The sequence below is a fragment of the Alishewanella tabrizica genome (assembly GCF_014652375.1).
GTDB classification, from domain to species: Bacteria; Pseudomonadota; Gammaproteobacteria; order Enterobacterales; family Alteromonadaceae; genus Alishewanella; species Alishewanella tabrizica.
On the sequence record NZ_BMYR01000007.1, the window covers coordinates 48,474 to 74,035 of the forward strand.

Sequence of the window (25,562 nt, forward strand, 5' to 3'; positions counted from 1 at the left end):
AATGCCACAAGAATACAGTAAAAATGGCCACAACTAACGACTTACTGCAACACCTTGCTGATATTTACGAACCGGAATTACTGCTCCCTTGGCAACCGGCATTAGGCCATTATGTTATTATGGTATTGGCTTTGCTGTTGTTAGCATTATTGGCGTGGAGAGGCTATCAATATTGGCAAGCTCAAGCGCCAAAACGCTTAGCGTGGCAGACACTGCAACAAATACGTTGGCAAGAACCTGCGGCTGCGGAACACATCAATCACTTATTGAAACGTTTACTACGCACTTATCATCCAACACATCCCATGTTATCGGCCCCGATCACCGCTTGGCAGGCTTTTTTACAACAGCAATTACCCACAACGCTGCCCCTGCCAAACTTACAACATCTGTTGTATAAAGCGCCCTCAACAGCAGAGACAGAAGCACATCAACAATTTTGGCTGGCGGCGGCATACATTATTAAACATTTTAGCAAAAAACGTTTTGCGCCAACCGCTACTGCAATGTTAGGGACACACCATGCTTGATTTAGCCTATCCGTGGCTACTATTGGCCTTACCCTTGCCATGGCTACTTAAAAAAAAGCGCCAACCTTTGGGGAGCGCACTAAATTTACCGGCGCTGGCGAAACTGGGTCGGCAACAGGAAGTAAAAGTTGAATTAACCCGTGTTGCGCCCTATTGCGCTGCGCTTATTTGGGTATTGCTGGTTATTAGTGCGACTCAGCCTCGTTGGTTAGGTGAGCCCATTAGCCTGCCGCAACCGGGCAGAGAATTAATGTTAGCCTTAGATTTATCAGGCTCGATGAACACACCTGATATGGCAACCCCCACCGGGAATATTACGCGGCTAGACGCTATGAAAACCGTGTTACGTGATTTTATCGCCGCCAGACAAGGCGATCGCGTTGGCTTAATTTTATTTGCTGATGCGGCGTATCAGCAAACGCCACTCACCTTTGATTTGGTTACGGTGCAACGCTTTTTAGAAGAATCGGTCATAGGGTTAGTAGGACAGCGCACGGCGATTGGCGAAGCGGTCGGTTTAACGGTAAAACGTCTAAACACTTATGACGCCAGTAATAAAGTACTTATCTTACTGAGTGATGGCGCAAATAACGCGGGAGATATTGATCCGATGCAAGCGCTAACACTGGCCAAAGCCGCCGGTATCAAAATTTATACTGTTGGTTTAGGCGCAGAGCAAATGATTCAACAAAGCCTATTTGGCCAACGCGTAATCAATCCCTCACAAGATTTAGACGAGCCACTGCTAATTAAACTGGCTGAAGAAACGGGTGGCCGCTACTTTCGAGCACGTAACCCGCAAGAATTAGATGCGATTTACACACTATTAGATGAACTTGAGCCGATTGAGCGTGAAGAAGTGACGTTTCGACCGCAGCGCAGCTTAGTACATTGGAGCTTAGCCGCGGCCTTGCTACTGTCATTTTTCCTCGCATGGCGGCAAATTAATTGGTCGGGAGTGTTTAAACATGCTCGCTGATTTCCATCTACTGCGGCCAGTTTGGTTAGTCGCATTGCTGCCAGTCATGTTGTTCTGGTGGTTATTGTATTACTACCGCCATGATTCGAGCCCATGGCAGCAGCTTATTGCTCGCCATTTACAAACTGCGGTGCTGATTGGTCAACAAGTACAACGTAAACAACCTTGGGCGCTGCCTTTATTGGCTTTCTGCTGGTTCTTAGCGGTTTTCGCATTAAGTGGGCCTACATGGCAAAAGCTACCCCAACCTGCCCTGACTGTAAAAAAGGCAACGGTACTGGTAATGGATATGTCGATGTCGATGCGGGCCACCGATATGGCGCCTAATCGCCTAACACAACAACGTTTTAAAGCCCTCGATTTTGTGGATCTCCTTAAAGAAGGGGATTTAGCCCTGATCAGTTATGCGGCAGACGCCTTTGTTATTTCACCACTGACCCCTGATCACAATAATGTTCGATTACAAATCCCCACCTTACGGCCTGAATTAATGCCTACTCAGGGCTCTAATGTATTAGGTGCACTACAACTCGCCTCTGAGCTTTTGCAACAAGCGGGCTATCCCTCTGGCGATATTGTTTTATTCACTGATGGCTTTGATAACGACAGTTTTCTGGCTTTACAACAATGGCGCAATGCCAGCCCCTATCGTTTGTCTATATTAGCGTTTGGCCAGGCAGAAGGCGCTGTTGTGCAATTAGAGAATGGGGAATTATTGAAAAATGCACAAGGTGCGGTAGTCTTGCCACGTGTCCCCTTAGCGCAACTGCAAACGCTTGCTCGACAGGGCCGTGGCGAATTTAGACAAGCAAGCGCGGATAACAGTGATTTACAAGCCCTGCTCAATACACAGCAAGATGGCTTACCCAGTCGCGCGCCCGTGCAAACATTGGCAGGTGATCAATGGCAAGATAATGCGGTATATTTCGTCTGGCTGTTGCTGCCACTGGCGCTCTGGTTAGCACGGCGGGCCCCCATTTTATTGCTGATCCCTGCGATGTATTTACCCTCTGCTGAAGCGATTGAGTGGCGTGATCTTTGGCAAACCAAACAACAACAAGCAATAGAAGATTATCAGCAGCAACAGTATGCACAAGCTCAGCAAAAATTCACTGATCCCTTGTGGCAAGGCAATGCGGCTTATCGAGCGGGGAATTATCAGCAAGCAACAACCGCGTATTGGCAAGCGATCGAACAAGAAGCGAGCGCAGCAAACTGGCATAATTTAGGTAATTCGCTAGCGATGCAGCAACAATATCAACAAGCACTCGATGCTTACCAAGAAGCATTACGCTTAGCACCCGAAGATGAAAATGCAGCAAAAAATGCTGAATTGATGCGACAGTTACTGCAGCAACAAGCTGAACAACATCAGCAAAATTCACAAGAAAATGGGGCAGATGACAGCGATGCGCAATCTCAGCAATCGTCCTCAGAATCGCCTAACACAAACGACGATACGTCATCATCAGAGGCGCCATCGGAAGATGCGGCAGAGCAAGCCACTGCGCAACCCACAGATGCACAGCAATCTAGCGCCGAGGCAAACGCAGAAGCAGAAGCGGGATCAGAAGAAACCGCACAGCAAGCTAGGCTAGAGGAAAACACTGAAGACACACCTACTACAGAGCAAACACGAAGCATTATTGAGCAAAGCTGGCCGAATGCAACGCCAGAACAACAGCAAGAATTAGAAAATTTGCTACGTAAGGTGCAAGACGATCCCGGGCTATTGCTCCGAAATCGTATGTTATTAGAACACCAAAAACGTCGTTTCCAACCCCCTGCAGGAGCCCGTCAGGAATGGTGAAAATTCAGTTTACTTTTATTAGCACTTTTTTCTTGTTCGTTATGCTACTCAGTAGTTCGCCCCTGTTGGCATTTACCACTTTACAAAGCCAAGTAGATAAAAATCCAGTATTGGCTGGCGAAGCCATCACCCTTACCGTCACGGCTGATGCAAGATTAAATGCTAATGATTTAGACTATCAACAATTGTCGACGTGGTTTAATGTGATGGCGCCTTCTGTTAGTCAAAGTACACAGATCGTTAACGGCCAACGTACCCAAAGTACACGCTGGAGCTTTACGTTATTTCCCTTACAACCCCGTAATGTGACTATTCCCGCGTTTGAGATTAATGGTATTCGATCGTTGCCTATTGAATTGACGATAGTAGCGCAAACAGCCAGCCCAAACACGCCGCGCGAACTTTTTGTAGATGCCACCTTGGTCGGCAGCACCAATGTTTTTGTACAACAAATGCTCTACTATGATGTAGTCATTTATTTTAGCGGTGATTTACAACGGGGTAACTTAACAGAACCACAATTAGAAGGTGCGGAGATCCAACGTGTCGGACAGGATGTTGAAGGTAATGACTTAGTAGACGGGGTGCGCTACCGCACCATAACCCGTCGTTACAGCATTACGCCGCAGCGCAGCGGCACAGTCACAATAACCCCGCCGCTTTTTACTGGCGATATGATTGAACGCGATGTGGGGAATTACAATTATTTTGCCCGTAGCAAAACCGTGATGGCAGAAGCGCCGCCTATCACGCTAGAGGTAAAACCGCAACCTGCTGAATTTGCCGGTTCTTGGCTGGTGGCGGGCTTAGTGACATTAACCGAGGAGTGGCAACCAGAACTTTCGACACTCACCGTTGGGGAGCCCATCACGCGCATTATAACGTTATCGGCGGTAGATGTTGCAGGCAGTCAATTACCCGATTTAACACCGCAGTATCCAAGCCAGTTGAGACTTTACCAAGAACAACCGCAAACCAAAAGTGCGGAACGCAGTAATCGCTTAGTGGCACAAAAAGTCTTTACTACCGCCATTATTGCCAATGAAAGTGGCGATATCACACTTCCCGAAATTCGTTTGCCTTGGTGGAATAGCCAAACCAATCAGCAAGAGATTGCCGTATTGCCCCAACGCACACTGCGTGTTAATGCCGCAACAGGTAACCTGCCAGCAGCAACGAGTGAAAGTACGCAGCGTACTGTCCTTGAGGCAACTAAAACCGAGTATATTAACGATAACCCTTGGCAGTGGAATTACACTAGCACGCTCCTAACCTTGGGTTGGCTTTTTACCCTGTTGGGCTTTTGGTTTATCCTTTCTCGGCGCACAGTAACGCCCCCCAACGTTATCCTGTCAGCACGTAGCCCCTTTGATAACAAACGTTTAAAACATGCTTGTTTAAAAGGGGACGCGCAATTAGCAGCAACAGAATTGCTGGCCTGGGGTAAGCAACAATTTAAACAGCCCATCTTATCCTTAGGGCAATTATGTCAACATCTTGAGGATCAACACTTTGTAGCAGAAGTAAAACTCTTGGAGCAGCAGCTTTATCATTCGACACCCCTTGCTTGGCAAGGCCAAAAACTTTATCAATGCTGGCGAGAGTGGCATGCTCCTACTTCGGCACAGTCTAAAGATACATTAGCACCGCTTTATCCACATTAGCGCCTACTAGGTCCTGACAAAGCGGCACCTCGAAAAGCGGCAACACCACGCCGCTTTAGCATACATATCTTGTTACCTGCTTTTTTAGGGCGTGTTGACGTTTGCTGGTTGTTTTTGCAGCTGAGTGGTTAGTATTTGTACAAGGCAGAGCTTGTGATGTGTAGTTATTCTACAAAAACAAGCGATAACGCAGTAGAAATGCTAGCCACACGCCGCCTGATGAACAAAATCTAACAAGCAAACGTTAACACGCCCTAGTATTTTTCGGTTAATACCCCGCGATATGGGATGGCTCAGTGGATTAACACTGGCATCCTTAGGTCGGTATTGTTAACATTCATAGTGAATTGACTTTTGCTGATGGCACTTTGTGTTCTTCCCAGTGTTTTTAACGTCAGCAAACGTCAGCTCAAATCGATGCTGATTGACCTTGTATGCTAATAATCTATCAGACACACCCGGTTAATTTGCGCCTATAACTAAAAATCAAAACAGGAGCTTAAACGGTGGAAACTGCCACGCTTATTTCACTCGCTATTTATTTTTTGGCCATGATTGCTATTGGTCTCTACGCGTATAAAACCACAGATAACGACGTTTCCGGTTACATGCTGGGCGGACGAAAATTAGGCCCAGGTGTTACTGCGCTGTCGGCCGGCGCCTCAGACATGAGTGGTTGGATGTTAATGGGCCTGCCCGGTGCCATGTATATCTCTGGGTTAAGCAGTACATGGATCGCAGTAGGCTTATTGATCGGCGCGTTTTTAAATTACCTTATTGTGGCGCCAAGATTACGGGTTTACACCGAACTTGCCCAAGACGCGATTACCCTGCCCGACTATTTTGAAAAACGTTTCGAAGACAAAACGCGTTTACTCCGTGTCGTCTCATCATTAGTCATCGTGGTGTTCTTCACTTTATATACTTCTTCTGGCGTGGTGGGAGGAGGTAAACTTTTCGAAAGCTCATTTAACCTAGATTACGAGTTAGGGCTCTATGTTACGGCAGGCGTAGTTGTTATCTACACCCTAATTGGTGGCTTTTTAGCCGTGAGCTTAACCGATTTTGTGCAAGGTTGTTTAATGTTTATTGCGTTGGTGTTGGTACCCGTTGTGGCTATTCAACACCTCGGCGGCCTTGCCGAAGTGAATCAGATTGTCACCACGATCAACCCAGATTTAATGAATTGGATTGGTGCCAGCTCGGCACTGGCAATCATTTCAGCTTTAAGTTGGGGATTGGGCTATTTTGGGCAACCGCATATTATTGTTAGATTTATGGCGATTCGCTCAGTAAAAGATATCAAGATGGCGCGTCATATTGGTATGAGTTGGATGTTAGTGACTATTGTTGGCGCTGTGATGACGGGCTTTGTCGGGATCGCTTATGTTGCGAAAACACAAATGACCTTGTCAGATCCAGAAACCATTTTTATTGTTTTTTCACAATTTTTGTTTCATCCCTTAATCAGTGGCTTTTTACTGGCCGCTATTTTAGCCGCGATCATGAGTACCATATCGTCTCAATTACTGGTTACCTCCAGCTCTTTAACCGAAGATTTTTATAAAACCTTTATTAGCCGAAGTGCCACCCAAACAGAATTGGTGGTAGTAGGCCGTCTGTCAGTGTTACTGGTTGCAGCAATCGCTATCGCCTTGGCGTATGATCGGGATAGCTCAGTACTGCAATTAGTCAGTAATGCCTGGGCTGGTTTTGGTGCGGCCTTTGGCCCATTGATTATCTTTAGTTTATATTGGAAACGTATGACGTTTGCTGGTGCCCTCAGCGGTATTGTAGTGGGTGCGCTGACGGTATTGCTATGGATTTATCTGCCTATTACGCTAGATGGGCAAAAACTCAGCGCAATAATGTACGAGATAGTACCAGGAGTGATCTTAAGTACTCTCGCCATTGTTATTGTCAGTTTACTGGGTAAAGCGCCTAGCCATTCAATGCAAGACCTGTTTGATAAAATGCAACAAAACGTAAAAACACAGCAATAACTTAAGTCAGGTATGGCTTAGGTAGCCGCAGGCTAATTCCAGCGTGCGGCTCGTGCATAATATTCAAGCTGCATAACATTTCATGCTATGTAATAATTGCAAGGCTACGCTGGCTTTTATAGCCAGCGTTTTGCTACATTAGTCATATGCACACTGAACGTGTTGGAGAATCCCCTTCTATGTTTTTTTACGCCGCGCGCCAACCCATCCTCGATCGCGACAAAGCTCTCTATGGTTACGAATTATTATTCCGCGATGGCGTAGACAATGCATTTCCAGACATTGATGGCGATGAAGCAACCTCTAAGATGGTTGAGGGCAGTCAATTTGCTTTTGACTTAGGCGACTTTTTAGGCGACAAACCTGGGTTTATTAACTTTACGCTAGATACGTTGCTAAAAAAATACCCCAGCATGTTACCCAGAGAACAGGTTGTTATAGAGATTTTAGAAACTATTCAACCCGGCAAACGTTTGTTAGCGGAGTGCCAGCAGTTAAAGGAAGAAGGCTATACCTTAGCGCTAGATGATTACGAACATAAAAACGTGTGGCGCCACTTTTACCCGTATATCGACATTATCAAAATTGACTTTCGCAGTACTAATTTTGAACAAATTGAAGAAATAAAACAGGCTATTGCTGATTTTCCCCATATTAAGTTACTTGCAGAAAAAGTAGAAACGAATGCCGAATTTCAACAAGCGCTTGAGCAAGGCTTTAGTTATTTTCAAGGATACTTTTTTTCCAGACCGGAAATGATGCAAACGCGTGCCCTATCTCCCTCGCAGTTCACGCTAGCAGAGCTATTGTATGAAACATCTAAGGCGGAAATGGATTTAGTGGCTATCGCCGAGGTATTTAAGCGCGATGTCACGCTGTCTTATAAGTTATTACGCTATAGTAATTCGTCAATTTTTAAACGTCGTGCCGAAATTGAAACAATTAAACACGCGCTCGTCGTGCTTGGCCAAGCTGAATTAAAGAAGTTTTTAAGCTTGCTGTTTACGGCACAAATTAGCACAGACAAACCCGCAGAATTAATGCGCTTGGCCATGACCCGTGCTAATTTTGCAGAAAGCCTTGCGGCCTTGGGCCAAAACATTGCCTTAGAAAAAGCCTTTTTAACCGGCATGATGTCGTTAATGGATGCTATTTTAGATGAGCCTATTGAAAGTGTGATGGAAAAATTGCCGCTGGCTAACGAGATCAAAGATGCCTTAATTCACAACACGGGGTTGCTTGCCACATACCTAAATTTGATTAAGTGTTATGAGACGGCAAACTGGAAAGAAGCCAGTGGTATTATTGAAGCATTGTCACTGGATCCGGATAAAGTACCCGATGCCTACCATCACGCCGTGCAGTGGGCTAATGAACAAATGAAAGCCTTAGGTGAATTAACCTAAGGCTTAACCGTCAGGCTTTAGGATGTGGGTTTAATCAAAACTCACATATTCCGCGACACGTGCAGCCAGTTTTTCGCCAATACCTTTAACGTTAGTCAGGTCAGCTTCACTGGTGATCTGGCCATGTTGGCTAATATGATCAACGATGGCTTGTGCTTTTACCCTACCTAAACCCGGTATGGCAACAAGTTGCTCCACATCCGCTTTATTAAGTTGTAATTTGCTACTCGCGGCTGTTGCGGCAACGCGTGTTACATCTTGTGCGGTGTTGTTTGCTAAACTGTAATTTGCAAGCAACACTAAGCTGGCCATAAATACCGCAATCACTATTTGCTTCATCGTAAGTTTCCTCCCGAAACGGCTGGATGCCAGGCTGCGACAAAATACACCACTTTACGACTATGCCGAGGTCGGTTTCATCGGCAAAACAACTCAGTAACACAGCGAGCATCTAACGCAATGCTTACACCGACCACTATTTAATTTAGCTTTAATTAAAAATTTATCAACTATTTTACAAATTAATTACTATAAAAAGTGCAATAACATTCAGCCGCAATTAAGCAGTTATCAGATAGGCTTGGTATATTGTTGATTGCCGCTGTTAAAATAATTCAGTACATTAGCAATATGTGCAACGTCGTAACGATTTTTTAAGTTTGTGGCAGAGGGCAAATCCTTTTGCTTACATTACCACATCGCCAACAGCCACTTCAGATAAACGATGTTGAAGTTGCTGACAAGCTGTAAAAGGCCATGAGGTTGGAGGACGAAATGAAACTAAGTGTACTCACATTGTGTAGCCTGTTTTTGCTAACTGCACCCATAGTCGTTAATGCGCTTGAGCTAGGTACTAAGGCGATCCAGGCGCTAAATTTGCAAGATCAGCGTGCCGAGGATGATAAACAACCACCGACGAAACCGCGCGCCACGCAAAATCGCACTATTTCAAAAGAAGTTGCCACGCAACTCGCTCAACAGCGGTATCCTGGCAGAATACTTAAAGTGCATTCAGAGCAAAGAACCTATAAAATCCGTGTTATGCAAACAGATGGTCGAGTTGTGAACGTCGTCGTAGATGGCCAAAGTGGTCAGGTTAAAAGGGAAAAATAACAATGCGTGTACTGGTCGTTGAAGATGAAAAGCTACTGGCCGAACAGATTAAAAGCCAATTATTACTGCAACAATTTAGCGTCGATTTAGCCATTGATGGCGCAGACGGCTGGTTTAAGTTGTCTGAATATCCTTATGATCTGGCCATTATCGATTTGGGTTTACCGAAACTCGATGGCTTATCGTTGATCCGAAAAGCCCGTAAGCAAGAAATCAAAACCCCAATTATTATTCTGACGGCCCGAGGCAGTTGGCAAGAAAAAGTAGAAGGGTTAGACGCTGGGGCAGATGATTACCTCACTAAACCCTTTCACAATGAAGAGCTTTTAGCACGTTGCAATGCCCTGATCCGTCGGGCAGCTGGCCAGCCCGATCCAACACTCAGTTCAGGCCCTATTTCGTTAAATAGCCGTACCCAACAAGTCTGGTTAAAAGACGACGAAGTAAGCTTAACGGCTTACGAGTACAAAGTGCTCGAGTACTTTATGTTAAATCCTGGCAAGGTTATCTCTAAAACCGAGTTAACTGAGCATATCTATGATCAAGACTTCGATTTAGACAGCAATGTGATTGAAGTGTTTGTCTTGCGCTTACGCAAAAAGCTTGATCCTGATGGTGATATTAAGCCTATTGAAACACTGCGTGGTCGTGGCTATCGCTTTAACTTAACAGTTGAATAAATGAAATCGATCCCCTTAAAACTGCGTCAAGGACTGGTCAGCGCCGTACTGTTGATAGTACTCCTGCCCAGCTCCTTTCTCGCAATTGAACAAGCGTTTTACACCCAATTATTAAAAAATGCTGAACAAAAGATGGAAGTGCATATGTACTCTATCTTGTCAGAACTTACCCTTAATAATAATAAGTTTGAACTCAATAATAATACCTTGGCACCTGATTTTTATCGTCCCGATTCGGGGTTAAGTGCTTTTGTTAGCAATGAAGAACAATTAGTATGGCAATCAGATTCCTCTCTAAACCAGAATTTTTTTATTCCCCAAAATGAACTGGTGCCCGGTCAACATATTTTTTATGCCTTAGAGCAAGCTGAACAAGAGTATCAAATCCTTAGTATCGCGTTTTTGTTTGATTCAGGTGAGAGCGCGCTTCCCTTATCGATCCATATTGTCCAAAGCCATGCCATGTTAATGGCACCGCATAAAAGTTTTCGAGCGACATTACTAAAATGGTTTGTGGGTATCGCGGCGGGTTTATTATTACTGAGTATCTTAGCCTACTATTGGACCACCAAACCTTTAACCCGGTTAGACTATGAGATTCAACAACTTGAACGTGGCAAACAAGATAATATTAATGGTAATTACCCGTCAGAACTACGCGTGATTAAAGAAGATCTCAATTTATTATTGGCAAGTCAAAATCGTCAAAAACAGCGCTATCGCAATCATTTAAGTGACTTAGCTCATGCCCTAAAAACGCCAGTAGCGGTGTTACGCACGTCACCGTTAGCGCAACAACCTGAGCTAAAAGAGCAAATAGATCGGATCACGGCGATGATCGAGCATCAGCTGAAAAAAGCTAGCAGCTCTGGCCAAGATATTTGGAAAAAACAAACGCCAATTTTACCGTTAACTGAAAAATTACTTAATGCGTTACGAAAGATCTACCGCGACAAAGGCTGTAATATCACCTTGCATTGCCCACCTAACGCTTTTTTCCGCGGTGACGAAACCGATATGATGGAAATGCTAGGTAACCTTTTAGATAACGCCTGCAAGGCCTGTAATCAAAAGGTGCGCGTGACTATTGGTCAGCATCCTTTTACTCTTACCGTAGAAGATGATGGACCAGGCATTGCGCCGGAAAAGCAGCAAGATATGTTTGAACGCGGGACTCGTCTAGATACGTATGCCGATGGTCATGGTGTCGGATTGTCGATTGTTGCCGAATTAGTTCGTTCATATTCTGGCACGATTCGGGTGACCGATAGCGATCTTGGGGGCGCTAGCTTTATTCTCACCTTTGCTGACAACGTGTAAAGTTTCGTAAAAGCCGGTAAACAGCTGATCTTCAAGCGTTCTCTACACGTAGTATGCTCACACGTAACAATAGCCACTATTACCCATCAAGGACCTCAATTATGGATCTTAATCCAGCCGTCATCAGAGTTAAAAATTTACGTTTACGCACCTATATCGGTATCAACGATGATGAAATCGCGAATAAGCAAGATGTTGTGGTGAATGCCCGTATTGAATACAGTGCTGTAGCGGCAGCAAACTCGGACGATATGGCCAACGCACTAAACTATCGTACGATTACCAAACAAATTATCGCGCTTGTTGAAAACAACCGTTTTGCGTTACTGGAAAAGCTGACTGCCGATGTATTGGCCATTGCCAGCGCCCATCCTTCTGTTATTTTTGCAGAAGTAGAAATAGATAAACCGCATGCATTACGCTTTGCTGACTCCGTTTCGCTCACCTTATCGGTTAATAAATAACCCGCTATACTGATATTATGGTGAGTCTTGTTGTCTCACTGACTGTAGATTGCCAGCAACATGGTGTTGGCAATCGCTTTTAAAAGGTCACTAAAATGAATATCTTGATTACCGGTGGAACAGGTTTGATTGGTAGCGCCTTGGTTCGACTTTGGCAAGCTGATAACAAGCTTTGGGTGCTCAGCCGAACTGAACGCAAAAGCAATCACGATAATCTTACCTATATTACCCGCTTACAGCAGGTTGACTTTAACACCTTGGATGCCGTAGTGAACTTAGCGGGTGAGCCTATTGCTAATAAGCGTTGGAGCGACGCGCAAAAAACCGCGATTTGCCAAAGTCGCTGGCAAATAACCGATGACATAAGCCAATTGATCCAGCAGGCAGAAACGCCTCCAAAAGTGTTTATCAGTGGTTCGGCAATTGGCTACTACGGTCGACAAGATGCGCAAGAGATCACTGAGGATTATCAAGCGTTTTTTCCAGAATTTAGCCATGATATCTGTGCTAAGTGGGAAAATTTAGCCATGCAAGCCAGTAATCCTGCCACACGGGTTTGTTTGTTGCGTACAGGAATTGTGTTATCGGACGAAGGCGGCGCATTACGTAAAATGTTACCCCCTTTCAAACTTGGCCTTGGCGGTGTGATTGGCTCGGGTACTCAGTATATGTCGTGGGTGCATTTAGATGACATGGTGGCCTTAATTGACTTCACGTTAAAACACTCCAAGTTATCTGGCCCTATTAATGCTGTGGCACCAAAAGCGGTAACAAATAAAGTATTCACCCAGGCCTTAGCAAGCAGAATTAAACGCCCAGCTTTATTGCCAATGCCGGCATTTATGGCGAAGTTAGCCTTTGGTGAAATGTCTGAGATCCTGCTGTACGGACAACGTGTTGTGCCGAAAAAACTGTTGGATGCGGGGTTTTACTTTCGGTATCCGCAATTAGCGCAAGCATTAGCCGCTTTAGACTTATAAATTCTACTCTGTGTTACACATAAATATAGCGTGCTAGCGTAGTGGCTAGCACGCTATAACTAGCACGCAATAAAATGGACAGTATTCTCGTTGCTATTCCCACCCTATCCCTGTAAAACCCGTCGGATCAATACCGCACCTGGCACCCGTAACAATTGGCGCAATTGCCACCAGCCCAGTAACGATACTAACAGTGCGCCACTGACCGGTCCTAACCACCACAAGGTATAGTGGAAGCTAAAGGGCAGATCGAACAAACGTTGTTGCAATGTTAGTAATAACACCTCTGCCAACACAGTCGCAAATAGGCCGGCTAACGCCCCTAAAAAGGTAAATTCCAAAATAAGCGCATTACGTAAGAAAGCATACCGCGCGCCCAACGTTCTCAATATCGCCAGTTCTTGCTCACGTTGCTCAATCGTTGCTTGCACCTGTGCCACCAACACTAAAGCTGCTGCTAATCCAATGATCACCAGGATAAAACTTAAAGCAAGCGTCACTTGCGATATAATCGATTGTACTTGGCTAATAATCGCCTCAACACTTAACACGGTGACTGTTGGCATTTGTCTTGCCAACTGATTCACCAACTGATAACGCGAAGGATCAATATAAAAAGCCGTAATATAGGTTGCGGGGAAAGACTGCAACACATCGGGGCTTAAAATCATATAAAAGTTAGGCTGTAAACTATTCCAATCGACTTCTCTGATACTGCTCACCACAGCCATAACCTCTTGGCCGCCAATAGAGAATCGTAACGAATCACCTAAGGTTAGCCCTAAGCGCGTAGCCAGCTCAGCTTCAACAGAGACTTCACCCGTACTTTGCGCAGTAAACCATTGGCCTGCTTGCACCTTATTGGCAGAAGGTAAGGTATCTAACCAGGTTAAATTAAGCTCCCGCCCAATACCCGTTTGCTGCTCAGTGCGATCTTCTTTTGTGGCTTCTTCCCGCATCACATTCTCATTCACCTGCACCAAACGGCCACGGACTACGGGGTAAAACGGTTCAGGCTGTAACTGATGCGTTTTGGCAAACTCGGCCAGCTCAGTGCGCTGCGTTTCGTTTACATTAACTAAAAAGTGATTAGGCGCCCCCTCGGGGATCTGCTGCTGCCACTGACCAATTAATTCTGCACGAACAAAATACAGCAGCAGCGCTAAAAATAGCGCCAATGAAAACGTAATAAGCTGAAAACTATTGGCCCATAAACGACGGCGTAAGTTGGCTAACGCTAATTTACCGGCACTGCTCTGCCCTGCGGCAACCGGTTTGGCTGCTTTTACCAAAATGGCCGCAATGCTCAGCAATAGCGCAATAAAAATACCGCACACTAAAAATAGTCCAATACTAATTAGCCACTCCCCTGAGAACAACCACATCAACGCAAACACGGCGATGCCACCAGTAATAAGTTGCCAACGATCGAATGACATAACAACAGCAGGCTGCTTTAACACCTCAATTGCTGGCGTTCGGGTTAAACGCCATAAAGGCCGTACAGCAAATAAGCCGGCACACAATAAACACGTTAAACTCCCTAACCACAGCGGTCTTAAACTAAATTCGGGCCTAAAATCGCCAACATAATGTAAAATGGCGGCCTCAGCTAACCATAAAACAACCTGACCGGCCAGCAATCCAACCACTAAGCTAAATAACACCACCAAGGTTAAATGGCTTACATAAATGCGCCGAACTGTCGCTGTATTCGCGCCCAGCGCTTTAATAATGGCAACCGCTTGCACATGACGCTGACTGTAGCGGTTGGCTGCCACAGCAGCAGCACAGGCGGCTAACACAATGCCTAACAAGCCTGCTAGCAAAAGGAAACGTTCGGCGCGATCGAGAGCACCACCAATGGCAGATTGTTGATCACGATTTCGCCAGCGCTGATGCACCGTTAATAATGGCTTCACTGCCTCGGCAAAGCTGTCTAGCTGCACGGTACTACCGGCCAGTAAATAACGATAACTAATGCGACTACCAGGTTGCACAATACCTGAAGTCATGACATCGTCTATGTGCATTAAGGCGCGTGGTGAACCGCCAAAAACACTCAGCGGCGCATCGGGCTCATTTACAATAACGCCACCAACGCGTAAAGCAATACTGCCCAGCTCAATCGTATCGCCTACCACTACACCAAGAAGATCTAACAAACGCGGTTCAAACCAAATGTCTCCCGGTGTGATTTGCGCGCGCTCGCCTTCCGTTAAACTGGCAGAGCGATGCAATATAAGCTCACCACGTAAAGGATAACTGGGGCTAACCGCCTTAATCGTTGCTAATTGCATTTGCTCAGCACTAAACAGCATTGAGTCAAACTGCATTTGTTGCGCAACTTGCAGCTGCTGTGCACTCGCCAACGCAATAATCTCAGGATTAAACGGCTGGCTGGAGCCCAATACCCGATCTGCTGCAATAAACTGCGCACTGCGCTGCTCTAACGCAACTTTCACACCTTGGGTAATGCCACTTAAGCTAACGACCGAAAATACAGCCAAAAACAAGGCAAAAGCGATAACCCACAATTCTCCACGCTTAAGCTCACGCCAGAATAAGCGCCAGGCAATACTAGCCCACATGTGTTTGCTCCTGTTGGCTTACATCATCAGTCGCGCTCGCATCAACAAAACGACCAGCTTGCATTTTTAGCTGACGCTGACAACGACGGGCTAAATCTTCGCTATGTGTAACCAACACAAGGGTAGTACCTTGCTGTTGGTTTAAATCAAATAACAAATCTTCGATTTTTTGCCCTGTATTGGCATCTAAATTTGCCGAGGGTTCATCGGCAAACAAAATGGCTGGCTGGGTGATAAACGCGCGTGCAATCGCAACCCGTTGTTGTTCACCACCAGATAACTGTGCAGGATAAAAATCGTGACGTGCCTCTAAGCCAACTTGTTTTAATAGCGCAATTGCGCGCTGCTTGGCATTTTTATCACCCGCAAGCTCTGCCGGTAGCGTAATATTTTCTAAAGCAGTTAAGCTGGGTAATAACAAAAACGATTGAAACACAAACCCAACATATTGCGCCCGGATACCGGCACGCGCGTCTTCAGATAATGAGTGTAATGGATGCCCTGCTAAAAACACTTCGCCGGCACTGGGAATATCTAAGCCCGCAAGCAAACTCAAGAGCGTGGATTTACCCGAACCTGAAGCACCAACAATGGCGACTGTCTCGCCTTGATTGATTGTCAGACTAATATCGTGCAGGATAGTCAGTGATCCTTCACTCACTTTGACGCGTTTAGCAAGGTGGGAAGCGTTAATATGAATTTCAGGTAGTTTAGTCATGCGCATTATCTTAGTTATTGTACTGTTTTTATTTAGCCAGAATGTTCTGGCACAAAAGTTAATGATTTTAGGCGATAGCCTCAGTGCCGCTTACGGCTTACAAGAATCGCAAGGCTGGCCAGCCTTATTAGCAAAAAAAACCGAGTTAACATTAATCAACGCCAGCATAAGCGGCGAAACCACATCAGGCGGCTTGGCACGCTTACCGGCTTTGCTCAAACAACATCAACCAGATTGGGTATTAATTGAGTTAGGCGGCAACGATGGTCTTCGCGGATTTAACCCTACACTGATTGAAAACCAGCTACAACAAATGATTACGTTGGTAAAACAGCATAATGCTGTACCTTTACTAATGCAAATACGTATTCCACCCAATTATGGACCACGTTATGTTGAGCGTTTTACCGATATTTACCCCAAACTGGCAAAACAAGAGCAAGTGACGTTATGGCCGTTTTTTATGGATGAGATAGCGGTTAACCCCGATCTGATGATGCAAGACGGTATTCATCCCAATGCACAGGCGCAGCCAATTATTCGGGATTTTATGTATGAGTTGGTGTCTGGGCTAACCCAAAACGCTGATTAACGCGCATTTAAAACTTGCCATAGTACACTTTTGGCTATGGCATTAGCACAAATAAATGATGGCATTCATAGCGCTTGGTAGAGTGCCAAAGCGGCAAGGCGTTTTTCAATTAGCGTTTCTAACTCAGCAATTTTATCCCCGCGGATCCCACCAAATTGTTCATTAAGTTGCGATTCTGAAAGACCCTCAGGTAAATCGCTTATTGATGGAAAAAAAGCAGCTTGGAAAGCGTCTGTATCCAACGTTAAAACAAGATTTTTATTAATTTTACTTAGCTGATCAACAAAGTGTATACCTGCTTTATTAGCTGCCATATCAACAAAACTAAAACCACTGCCGCCTTTACCTGCATCGCTTATTTCTTTTAGTCTACCTATCTGATTCGCTATGTGAATATTGCCTAAGCTCTTAATCACGGCTGAGTACAGAAAATGTAATGTTAAGTCGCGTCTAGCCGCTAACTCTACGCGGGGTAAAGCAGGAACTGTTATAGATTTCTCACCACCACTGACATATTGAGCAAAGTTTTTATTACCAAAGCCCGCAGCCAAAGCCCAGACAACACTGAGGTATTCTTCATTAAGTGACGACGAAGCCGAACGTTCAATAGCATCAACAAGAAGATTTTGCATGAAAAAAGCCAAACGACGTTCATTTGGGTGCTTTGCAGTTAACTGCTTTAATCGCTCAAGATAAAACGCTAAATGTGGTGCTACACTTGCACTTTCGCTTAATAAGCTCTGCTGACTCGTCAATGTTTTATGCAAAAGAGCGTTGATATTAAGATCTATATTTTGAAGTTCGCCACCATTAAACAGTAACTTTTTATCTTGTACGACTCCCTGCTTTATCAGTTGTAATAATTTATTATCTGCAGGTGAATCCAAAGCAAGCTTAACCATTGAATTGAATAAGAAATTTGTCAAGAAACTGGGTATAGTGAGCTTACCAATTCTACATTGTTCTATAACAAACGCCTTTGTTTGGACTGACCAGGTACATTTTAAACTTATTAACTTATCCCCAAAATGAGCTGGTAATGGATATGTGATATTAATATCAACACTGGCATTTTGTATCACGCCGCGAAAAACCAATGGATCGAGAGAAAAACTACCCACATTAGACAATGCGTTCAAATCTGCTTGGTTAATAACTAGCTCTATAGTTTGATCTTCATTGCGTAATTTGGAAAGTGTAGAGGATAAAAATTGACGGGAGTCATTTATATCATCACTGGAGAAATCAGGTTGCTCAACAGTACCCTGACTAATAAACAACCAAAAACCTAATAAAAGGGTAAAGGCCACAGTGCACAACAAGGTTAAAACTGAAAACAGTAGGCTTTTTATCACAGCGAAGAAACTTCCCTTGTTAAACAGTGGTGTATTAATGACAAATTATAAAATTGTGGCTAACCCTCGCTAATCTGAATTAACCCGCTAGCATGCGATTATAAAAGAAAGTGATTAAAAATGTTTAATTAAAAAAGAGAAACATAGCAGATAATTGGTGCTGCGCGATGTCCACACCGCCTCAAGGCGTTATTAAGAATGTAAATAGGAAAATTAAGATAGATGGCGTCCCTTAGGGGATTAGAACGACTGTTACCGCCGTGCTAAAGAGAAGGCGCGGTGTCAGAGGTTACCTAAATTGCTAAGAAGAATGGTATTAAATATGATAGATGGCGTCCCCTAGGGGATTCGAACCCCTGTTACCGCCGTGAAAGGGCGGTGTCCTAGGCCTCTAGACGAAGGGGACGCACTGGAAATTGGTGGAGCTAAGCGGGATCGAACCGCTGACCTCTTGCATGCCATGCAAGCGCTCTCCCAGCTGAGCTATAGCCCCGAATATGACGATGACATATCGAGTCTGGGATAAACAACCACATTGGAAGTGGCGTCCCCTAGGGGATTCGAACCCCTGTTACCGCCGTGAAAGGGCGGTGTCCTAGGCCTCTAGACGAAGGGGACATAACAGTGTAATGCTGACTGAATTGGCGTCCCCTAGGGGATTCGAACCCCTGTTACCGCCGTGAAAGGGCGGTGTCCTAGGCCTCTAGACGAAGGGGACGCTGTAACAGTCTGAAAAGTGCGAGATTTAGTGGCGTCCCCTAGGGGATTCGAACCCCTGTTACCGCCGTGAAAGGGCGGTGTCCTAGGCCTCTAGACGAAGGGGACGCTGTAAAATCTTGGTGGAGCTAAGCGGGATCGAACCGCTGACCTCTTGCATGCCATGCAAGCGCTCTCCCAGCTGAGCTATAGCCCCACACTTTTCTGTGTTAACACTAAGCGTTGCTTATTGCTGAACACGGGGCGCATTCTAGGTTGACGCCTTAAAAGTGTCAACAGTTTTTTATAACAGCAAGATTGTTCGGGCAAAAATTAAGCTAATCACTATCCATCCTCTAGATGCTATACGCCATACGCCTAGCATTACCTAAGTAACACACTTTAGTAACGGCAAAAAATCAGCATTCTAGCGGTAATTACCTTATTTCAAGTGCAGTTTTAATCGTGTTGAGTAAAGATTTTGTATACACTAGCCACAATATAAACATAGGGTGAACGTTAGGATTATTTATGTACGAGTCGTATTACGGTTTTACAGAACGCCCTTTCCAACTCACGCCAAATGCCCAATGGTTTTATGCCAGTCGTTTACATAAGAGAGCCCTTGCCTACTTACAGTACGGCTTATCCCAAGGCGAAGGGTTTATTGTGATCACGGGTGACGTTGGAACAGGCAAAACCACCATCGCCAATCAATTACTGTCGCAACTTAATCAAGATGAAATTGTAGCGAAACAAATTGTCACGTCAAAATTAGGGCCAGACGATCTTATTCGGATGATTGCAAGCAGCTTTAATCTAATGGTGACTGAACATAACAAAGCCAGCTATCTTGATGCTATCCACATTTTTTTAAAGCGTCTGCATTCGCAACATCGCCGCGCGCTATTACTGGTTGATGAAGCACAAAACTTGCCTTTAGAATCGATTGAAGAGCTTAGAATGCTGTCTAATTATCAAATTAATGGCAAACCCTTATTACAGAGCTTTTTATTAGGGCAAAATGAGCTAAACCCGATTATTCAAGCACCTAATATGGAGCAATTCCGCCAACGTATCATTGCCTCTAGTAATTTGACACCCTTGGTAGAAGAAGAAACCCGAGAGTACATCGAATATCGTCTGCGTATGGCCGGCTTAAAATCGCCGTTATTATCACCCGACTGTTATGCGTTAATTCAGCAATTTAGCCGCGGCATTCCGCGAAAAATCAACTTATTGATGGATAGACTGTTACTACTTGGCTATCTTGAACAACATAAACAACTCACCGCCGAACATGTAAGTAACGTAGTAAGTGAGATTTCTGAAGAAATTGCACATCAGCAACCCATCAACCAAGCAGTAAACTCAGCAACAGCCATCGCAGAGCCCCATGTTCAGCTTGAAAGCGATCCAATGCAAACCCACGTTCAACATTTACTCGATGAATCTCTTGAACAAAAGCTTAAGCTATTAAAAGAGCTGGACGAACTGATTTTACAACGACAAAAATCCACGAACATCCCTAATAGCGAATAAGAAACCTTACACAACAATCTGCAAAATAAATATGTTTAAAATAAAACGGCGCCATCATGGCGCCGTTTTATTTTAAACATATTTGTCAAAACCGATGTTGAAATGATAACCAAATACGATTTTCACTATTATCAAACTCTTCCAAAGTGGACTCTCTGTCCAAACGCCTTAAGGTGACACTCATCTCTGACTTAGCACTCAGTTTAGTATTCAAACCAAACTCCAGAGAAATATTTTTATCTTTGCGATTTTCACCCTGATAATCAATATCATAATAACTTAAATTACTGACTAATTTGTTATGGTCGTTCAGTATCCAACTCGTTTGTAAAGACACATTTTGATTAGTATTGCTATCTTCTCGCTCAATATAATCAGTAGTGATTTCGCTCACATTTAAACTAAGATTTAATCGGCTCCTACTATAAGCAATAACAACATTATGACGTTTTGCTTGTACTAGCTCCTGCCGTAACTCGGCGTTGTTTGCACTTATTTGCTGTAAACTTTCACCAAATACTGGCACATACTGATTCGACGGCGGCTTAAAACAATCAGCAAAGTTTGCAGACCCTGTTGGGCAAACAAACACGCCTAAGTTTTGTAACTCATTGTCAAAAAGATTTTGAGTGGTGACAGAATCAGAGGTGCTAACACTAATCGACAAGAATCGTAGATTATAATTACCTTGAACAGTTAGCGTACGACCAAAATAACGTCTGTCAAGTGACCCCTCTATGCGGGTACGGCGAGATGGTGCAAATAAAAAATCAGAGGCGACATAAGTATCTGTTTCGGTCCGCGCATCACCTACGCTAGAATCACTTCGATTCATCGTCACATTAATACGTGAAATAGCACCAAAACGATACTCTACTCCTGCGCCGAAATACTCGTACTTGTTATCAAAATTCGCTTGGTTATTCGCACGTTCAGAACCCGCGCGAGCCACAGCAGATATACTTGGGGCTATTGGCAAGCCAACAATAACGCCATGTCGCCGAGCACTGTAGCTTGATAAGCTTGTTCGCTCAACTTCCTGGACATCGCCTTCATACAACCAGAAAAAATTAAGCGCTCGCGCATTGGTGCCAAGTGCCCAGTTAAGGGCATAGTTTGTGGTGCTAAAATCACCGAAATCACTGAAATCACTTTCTACTTCAGGTGCTTCACTATCAGACTCATTAAAACGCAATGTGGCTTCAGTACGGTATTTTGCAGATTCAGCATTCTTGTAACGAAGAGAGGATCCGTAGGATTGGTTTTTACTTAACTTATCACTACCTGTAATTTTATCAGAAAAAATACCTTGCCGTGTATCTCTGACTACATAGTTCTGGCGAGCTGTGATATCCCAACTCAGTCGTTTGTCAAATGCAAAGAATACGTTTGAGAATTCAATATCATCAAAACTGCTATTGTCGCGCTCATCTTCCTCATAAAGCACAGAACTATGTCGCCAATTAAAATTAGTTTGCATATTAGCGGCATTACGATACCAAACCAAGGCTGGTGAAAGCTCCAAAGCACCACCATTGTCTTTATCACCGTTCAAACCCGGTTTTATTTGATACGCATATAGCGCGGTTTCAAATAGCGGTTCGAATCGGGTTTCAGCTGCATTGACAGTAGAAATAACACTTAGTGGAAACACGCCTAACCAATAACAACGAGCAAGCTTAAACGTAAGCTTCTTCGATTTACTCTGCACCATAATAGTATCCATAACCATATCCTTTGCCTTGATTACGATGCGCTTTATTTATAAGAAAGCCTACTGCCATCTCGGTGGGTAACAATGTGACACATTGTTCAATCTCAGCTAAACGGGTTTTATTCTCTTCTACCACTAAAACCGCTTGGCCGCACATTGCTGCTAATACTGACGTTTCATTAACGCCAAGCAGAGGCGGAGCATCGACAATCACAATACGATCAGCATAACGATTTGCAAATTCAGCTGCTAATCTCAGCATTCTATCACTGGCTAACAACTCCGTTGATAAGTGATGCGGCGTCCCAGCGGTAATAAGCTTTAATCTTGGCACATTCGTATTTAACATGATATCGGCCACCGATATATCAGATGACAGCAAATAATCTGTTAACCCTACTTCGTGTTTTACCCCCAAGGTCTTAGACACTTTTGGCCTTAATACATCTGCATCAACCAGTAACACCGTTTTATCTTGTTCCAAGGCAATGCTAAGCGCTAAATTTATGGAAGAAAAGGTTTTACCTTCCCCAGGTCGGGAGCTAGAAACCATTATTAAATTAGCGTGCTTTAAGGTAGATGCTAGTGGACCAAAAGCGTTGTTGATAAGTTTGCGTTTAATAACGCGGTATTCTTCATTTATCAAACGCCGCTGGGTACTTAACGACACAAATCCTTGTTGCTCAAGCGATTGTAAATCAATTTGCGTCTCTGGACGCAAAACAGTCTCATCTGTAAAAGCTGAATCTGCTTTTGCAGCATCAATAGGTTTTTTATTCGAATCTGCTTGTAAAGTTTTGTCTTCAACTGCTGTTGCATCAACTACACTTACATCAATTGCACTGTCTGCAACCGCATTATTAGGTAAATTCGTTGTAGTAGAAACACTAGTCGATTGCTCAACATGTTGTTCAGCTTGGCGTTGTATGGCTTTTTCAATAATGCTCACCGGACAATCCTCATGATAATTTCAGCTGAACGACCAAAAACATAATCATTAGTCACAAGCACCAAATAAAACATCAGTAAAATTGCGGCAAGCCCCGTAAAGTATAAAAAGTGTAATCTTGCTTGACGAAGTATTTTGGCTTTCTCGGTGTGTGAAACCACGCCAAATATAGGATAATCAGAAATAGACGATAACTGTGAGGCACGACTTAACACGGGTGAGATTAAGCTACGTAAAAAGGCCATTGCAATACCAGCACTCAAGCCTACAAGTAGCACTAAAGAGTAAAATAATGCTCTGTTCGGGCCAGAAGGTTCAAATGGTACCCTAGGTGGCTCAATAATCCTAAATTGCACATCCTGCTCTGAGGCATCTACACGCCGCGATAATTCAGAAGCCTCGCGCCGAGCAAGTAACTCTTCGTATTTAGAGCGAGTTATATCGTAATCACGATTCAACCCCGTAAATTCAGCTTCGATTTCTGGAATCAAATTCAAGCGACTTTCTAAATCAACCACTTTATCTTTAAAAGCCCTAACTCTTACTCGCGCTGATGCTACCTCTGTTTCTAGCCTCGCCACATTCATCTGTAATTCATGGTACAAGGTGTTTTGTGTTGCAACAAAACCAGTGTTGTTATTGTTAGCCGCCGCATCAGAAAGCATCTTTAGCTCAGCATCTCGTTGCTTCACTAAGGTATCAAGTAAACGGCGAGTTTCTAAAACATCAGGGTGATTTTCAGTAAAACGTATCAACGCCATATCAAGCTGCGATTGCAAAAGCTTGATTCGCTCATCAAATTGCGTAGTGATATTTGCAGAATTACCTTCAGTTACATTAATTCCGGAAAGTTGGCCTCTTGCGGCTTGCAAACGTGTTTCTAATTCACGTAGGTCTAGCTCAGCACTCTCTACACGTTGCTGTTCAGCAGTAAGCTGCGAATAAAAGTTCGACTCTGAACCAGGCAACATATTCATGCGGCTTTTTTTAAACTCAGATAAACGTTGTTCAGATTCAATTAACCGCCGCTCAAATTCGGCAATCTCACGATCAAGAAACTCTTGAGCAGCTTGAGAATCGGCCCTACTGGTTCCAATCCTATTTTCCATAAACGTATTAAGCGTTTCCTGCACTACTTTCAGCGCTAGTTGTGGCTGGGGATTTACGTATGAAATAGAGTAAATATTTTCACGACCAGTAGCAGTGACTTTTATGTCGCTTTGTAAGAGATCAATAAGCGTCTCAAACTCTTGTTCCGTACGTGTTTGCACATCCATATCAGCTTGCCGAGCAATTTTTTGAACGTTTGTCCTACTCAACAGAGTACGCACCATCAAATTGATCTCATCACGCTGATTGGTGTTAATGGTTAACCCTCGTAAAATAGGCTCCAAAAACGTGCTGCTCTCAACATAAAGTCGAGCACTTGCCTCATAGGTTGGTGGCATTTTGTAGACATAAAACCAACCTGCTGGACAAATCAACCAAGCGGTAATAATGATGTAGCGACGTCTTAACCATATACCTTGTAAGTAGGTATGTAACAGCTCAAGGGCTTGTTGTATTTCTTTCATTACTCCTCCCTGAAAGCTTCAAAAAAATGCGTAATACTCATATCGCCTTAAAACCAAGCTTCAGGAATAATAATGATATCACCCGGTAAAATATCCACATTTGCTGCGATATTACCGTCACGAATTAAATCGTCTAATCTTAAATCAAAAGTGCGTTGTGACCCATTGGTGCTTCTAATAAGTTTAGCATTATTACCCGCAGCAAACTCTTTCAACCCACCTACTGCAATCATAAGATCAAGCACGGTCATATATTGACGATAATTGACAGCCTGCGGATTCGTTGCTTGACCTATCACCCTTACTTGCTCACTGTAAGGTCCAACAAAACCATTAACAGATACAGTAACAACGGGGTCGCGAATATATTTAGCAAGAATTTGTTCCATATCTCTTGCAAGCTGTGTCGGTGTTTTGCCACTAACAGGCACATCTTCAACCAGCGAAGTTGAAATCTTGCCATCTGGTCTAACAATAAATGAGCCAGATAACTCGGGGTTTCGCCAGACAAATATAGTGAGGGTATCATCCGGGCCAATTAGGTATTGATAGTTGTCAACAGAGGTAGTCATTGAGCTTTGTACAGTGGCTCTTGGTAAAGTGCTGTTGTTAGCACACCCCGACAACACTAAACCAAGCACAGCAGTAAAAACTAATGAAGTTTTGAAGTGATTCTTTAACATAAACGCGTCCTTTTGTACGTTGCTAACCTAATATAACTAAAACATCGTCATTTAGCTGCTTTTTTTAAATTTTTTATTTAAAACTTTGACTAGAATTTAAGCCTTAATTCGGATAACTTAGCAATATGAGAAATTTGACGTCAAACTGCAAATTTTTCAATAAAAATGAATATAACTGCATAAATTTTCATCGCAAAAC

General features: G+C 43.9%; 21 protein-coding genes and 6 tRNA genes. 13 read left to right on the forward strand and 14 right to left on the reverse strand.

The genetic code is table 11. The annotated features are described in order from the left end of the window. Positions 1 to 23: 23 nt before the first annotated feature. From IE070_RS09115 to IE070_RS09140, 6 genes are all read left to right on the forward strand, one after another. Positions 24 to 530 (forward strand): DUF4381 domain-containing protein, encoded by a 507-nt coding sequence (locus tag IE070_RS09115; RefSeq protein WP_189482693.1) that lies wholly within the window; start codon positions 24 to 26, stop codon positions 528 to 530. Beyond that, on the forward strand, positions 523 to 1,509 hold the full coding sequence (locus IE070_RS09120) for a vWA domain-containing protein (RefSeq protein WP_189482694.1): 987 nt from the start codon (positions 523 to 525) through the stop codon (positions 1,507 to 1,509). The genes IE070_RS09115 and IE070_RS09120 overlap by 8 nt, the downstream gene beginning before the upstream one ends. Further along, the gene (locus IE070_RS09125) at positions 1,499 to 3,319 is read left to right on the forward strand and encodes a vWA domain-containing protein (protein ID WP_189482696.1); all 1,821 of its coding nucleotides are present in this window, start codon (positions 1,499 to 1,501) and stop codon (positions 3,317 to 3,319) included. The genes IE070_RS09120 and IE070_RS09125 overlap by 11 nt, the downstream gene beginning before the upstream one ends. Continuing rightward, positions 3,313 to 4,983 carry a BatD family protein gene (locus tag IE070_RS09130; RefSeq protein ID WP_229797006.1) on the forward strand — a complete coding sequence of 557 codons (1,671 nt, stop codon included), beginning with the start codon at positions 3,313 to 3,315 and terminating at the stop codon, positions 4,981 to 4,983. Before IE070_RS09125 ends, IE070_RS09130 begins: the two co-directional genes overlap by 7 nt. A gap of 506 nt (positions 4,984 to 5,489) precedes the next feature. Further along, the gene (gene putP, locus IE070_RS09135) at positions 5,490 to 6,986 is read left to right on the forward strand and encodes a sodium/proline symporter PutP (RefSeq protein ID WP_189482698.1); all 1,497 of its coding nucleotides are present in this window, start codon (positions 5,490 to 5,492) and stop codon (positions 6,984 to 6,986) included. A 179-nt stretch (positions 6,987 to 7,165) separates the two neighbouring features. Next, complete coding sequence (locus tag IE070_RS09140; protein WP_189482700.1) at positions 7,166 to 8,392, forward strand: EAL and HDOD domain-containing protein; 1,227 nt, start codon at positions 7,166 to 7,168, stop codon at positions 8,390 to 8,392. Positions 8,393 to 8,422: 30 nt separating this feature from the next. On the opposite strand, the gene IE070_RS09145 is transcribed toward IE070_RS09140, so the two are convergent. After that, the gene (locus IE070_RS09145; protein WP_189482702.1) at positions 8,423 to 8,731 is read right to left on the reverse strand and encodes a ComEA family DNA-binding protein; all 309 of its coding nucleotides are present in this window, start codon (positions 8,729 to 8,731) and stop codon (positions 8,423 to 8,425) included. Between the two features lie 435 nt (positions 8,732 to 9,166). Between IE070_RS09145 and IE070_RS09150 the strand changes: the two genes are divergently transcribed. The 5 genes from IE070_RS09150 to IE070_RS09170 all read left to right on the forward strand — a co-directional run bounded on the left by IE070_RS09150 (position 9,167) and on the right by IE070_RS09170 (position 12,949). Then, complete coding sequence (locus IE070_RS09150) at positions 9,167 to 9,505, forward strand: PepSY domain-containing protein (RefSeq protein WP_189482704.1); 339 nt, start codon at positions 9,167 to 9,169, stop codon at positions 9,503 to 9,505. Positions 9,506 to 9,507: 2 nt separating this feature from the next. Beyond that, the gene (locus IE070_RS09155) at positions 9,508 to 10,185 is read left to right on the forward strand and encodes a response regulator transcription factor (protein WP_189482705.1); all 678 of its coding nucleotides are present in this window, start codon (positions 9,508 to 9,510) and stop codon (positions 10,183 to 10,185) included. After that, complete coding sequence (locus IE070_RS09160; RefSeq protein ID WP_189482708.1) at positions 10,186 to 11,505, forward strand: ATP-binding protein; 1,320 nt, start codon at positions 10,186 to 10,188, stop codon at positions 11,503 to 11,505. Between the two features lie 101 nt (positions 11,506 to 11,606). Continuing rightward, a complete protein-coding gene (gene folX / locus IE070_RS09165) occupies positions 11,607 to 11,969 on the forward strand; it encodes a dihydroneopterin triphosphate 2'-epimerase (RefSeq protein ID WP_189482709.1) in 363 nt (120 codons plus the stop codon). 95 nt (positions 11,970 to 12,064) lie between these two features. Continuing rightward, positions 12,065 to 12,949 (forward strand): TIGR01777 family oxidoreductase, encoded by an 885-nt coding sequence (locus tag IE070_RS09170; protein WP_189482711.1) that lies wholly within the window; start codon positions 12,065 to 12,067, stop codon positions 12,947 to 12,949. Positions 12,950 to 13,053: 104 nt separating this feature from the next. On the opposite strand, the gene IE070_RS09175 is transcribed toward IE070_RS09170, so the two are convergent. Then, positions 13,054 to 15,540: an ABC transporter permease gene (locus IE070_RS09175; protein WP_189482713.1), complete on the reverse strand. Its 2,487-nt coding sequence runs from the start codon at positions 15,538 to 15,540 to the stop codon at positions 13,054 to 13,056. Then, on the reverse strand, positions 15,530 to 16,258 hold the full coding sequence (locus IE070_RS09180) for an ABC transporter ATP-binding protein (RefSeq protein WP_189482714.1): 729 nt from the start codon (positions 16,256 to 16,258) through the stop codon (positions 15,530 to 15,532). Before IE070_RS09180 ends, IE070_RS09175 begins: the two co-directional genes overlap by 11 nt. Here IE070_RS09180 and IE070_RS09185 point away from each other — a divergent pair. Beyond that, entirely contained in the window at positions 16,257 to 16,850 is a 594-nt protein-coding gene (locus IE070_RS09185; protein ID WP_189482716.1) for an arylesterase, read from the forward strand. The genes IE070_RS09180 and IE070_RS09185 overlap by 2 nt on opposite strands. Before the next feature lie 65 nt (positions 16,851 to 16,915). Here IE070_RS09185 and IE070_RS09190 read toward each other — a convergent pair whose 3' ends face one another. The 7 genes from IE070_RS09190 to IE070_RS09220 all read right to left on the reverse strand — a co-directional run bounded on the left by IE070_RS09190 (position 16,916) and on the right by IE070_RS09220 (position 19,118). Further along, complete coding sequence (locus IE070_RS09190; RefSeq protein ID WP_189482718.1) at positions 16,916 to 18,205, reverse strand: hypothetical protein; 1,290 nt, start codon at positions 18,203 to 18,205, stop codon at positions 16,916 to 16,918. A 330-nt stretch (positions 18,206 to 18,535) separates the two neighbouring features. Further along, positions 18,536 to 18,611, reverse strand: a tRNA-Glu gene (locus IE070_RS09195). A gap of 11 nt (positions 18,612 to 18,622) precedes the next feature. Further along, a tRNA-Ala gene (locus IE070_RS09200) sits at positions 18,623 to 18,698 on the reverse strand. A 49-nt stretch (positions 18,699 to 18,747) separates the two neighbouring features. After that, positions 18,748 to 18,823, reverse strand: a tRNA-Glu gene (locus IE070_RS09205). 24 nt (positions 18,824 to 18,847) lie between these two features. After that, positions 18,848 to 18,923 (reverse strand) — tRNA-Glu (locus IE070_RS09210). Positions 18,924 to 18,954: 31 nt separating this feature from the next. After that, a tRNA-Glu gene (locus IE070_RS09215) sits at positions 18,955 to 19,030 on the reverse strand. A gap of 12 nt (positions 19,031 to 19,042) precedes the next feature. Further along, positions 19,043 to 19,118, reverse strand: a tRNA-Ala gene (locus tag IE070_RS09220). Between the two features lie 314 nt (positions 19,119 to 19,432). Between IE070_RS09220 and IE070_RS09225 the strand changes: the two genes are divergently transcribed. Continuing rightward, positions 19,433 to 20,443, forward strand: a complete 1,011-nt coding sequence (locus IE070_RS09225; protein ID WP_189482720.1) for an XrtA/PEP-CTERM system-associated ATPase — start codon at positions 19,433 to 19,435, stop codon at positions 20,441 to 20,443. A gap of 85 nt (positions 20,444 to 20,528) precedes the next feature. Here IE070_RS09225 and IE070_RS09230 read toward each other — a convergent pair whose 3' ends face one another. Genes IE070_RS09230 through IE070_RS09245 form a run of 4 tightly spaced genes read right to left on the reverse strand, consistent with a single transcriptional unit; the run spans position 20,529 to position 25,363 of the window. Continuing rightward, entirely contained in the window at positions 20,529 to 22,169 is a 1,641-nt protein-coding gene (locus IE070_RS09230) for a porin family protein (RefSeq protein WP_189482722.1), read from the reverse strand. Next, positions 22,144 to 23,106 (reverse strand): XrtA-associated tyrosine autokinase, encoded by a 963-nt coding sequence (locus IE070_RS09235; protein WP_229797007.1) that lies wholly within the window; start codon positions 23,104 to 23,106, stop codon positions 22,144 to 22,146. The genes IE070_RS09230 and IE070_RS09235 overlap by 26 nt, the downstream gene beginning before the upstream one ends. After that, entirely contained in the window at positions 23,103 to 24,680 is a 1,578-nt protein-coding gene (locus tag IE070_RS09240) for an XrtA system polysaccharide chain length determinant (protein ID WP_189482724.1), read from the reverse strand. The genes IE070_RS09235 and IE070_RS09240 overlap by 4 nt, the downstream gene beginning before the upstream one ends. 47 nt (positions 24,681 to 24,727) lie before the next feature. Further along, positions 24,728 to 25,363 (reverse strand): XrtA/PEP-CTERM system exopolysaccharide export protein, encoded by a 636-nt coding sequence (locus IE070_RS09245; RefSeq protein ID WP_189482726.1) that lies wholly within the window; start codon positions 25,361 to 25,363, stop codon positions 24,728 to 24,730. Positions 25,364 to 25,562 lie beyond the last annotated feature (199 nt).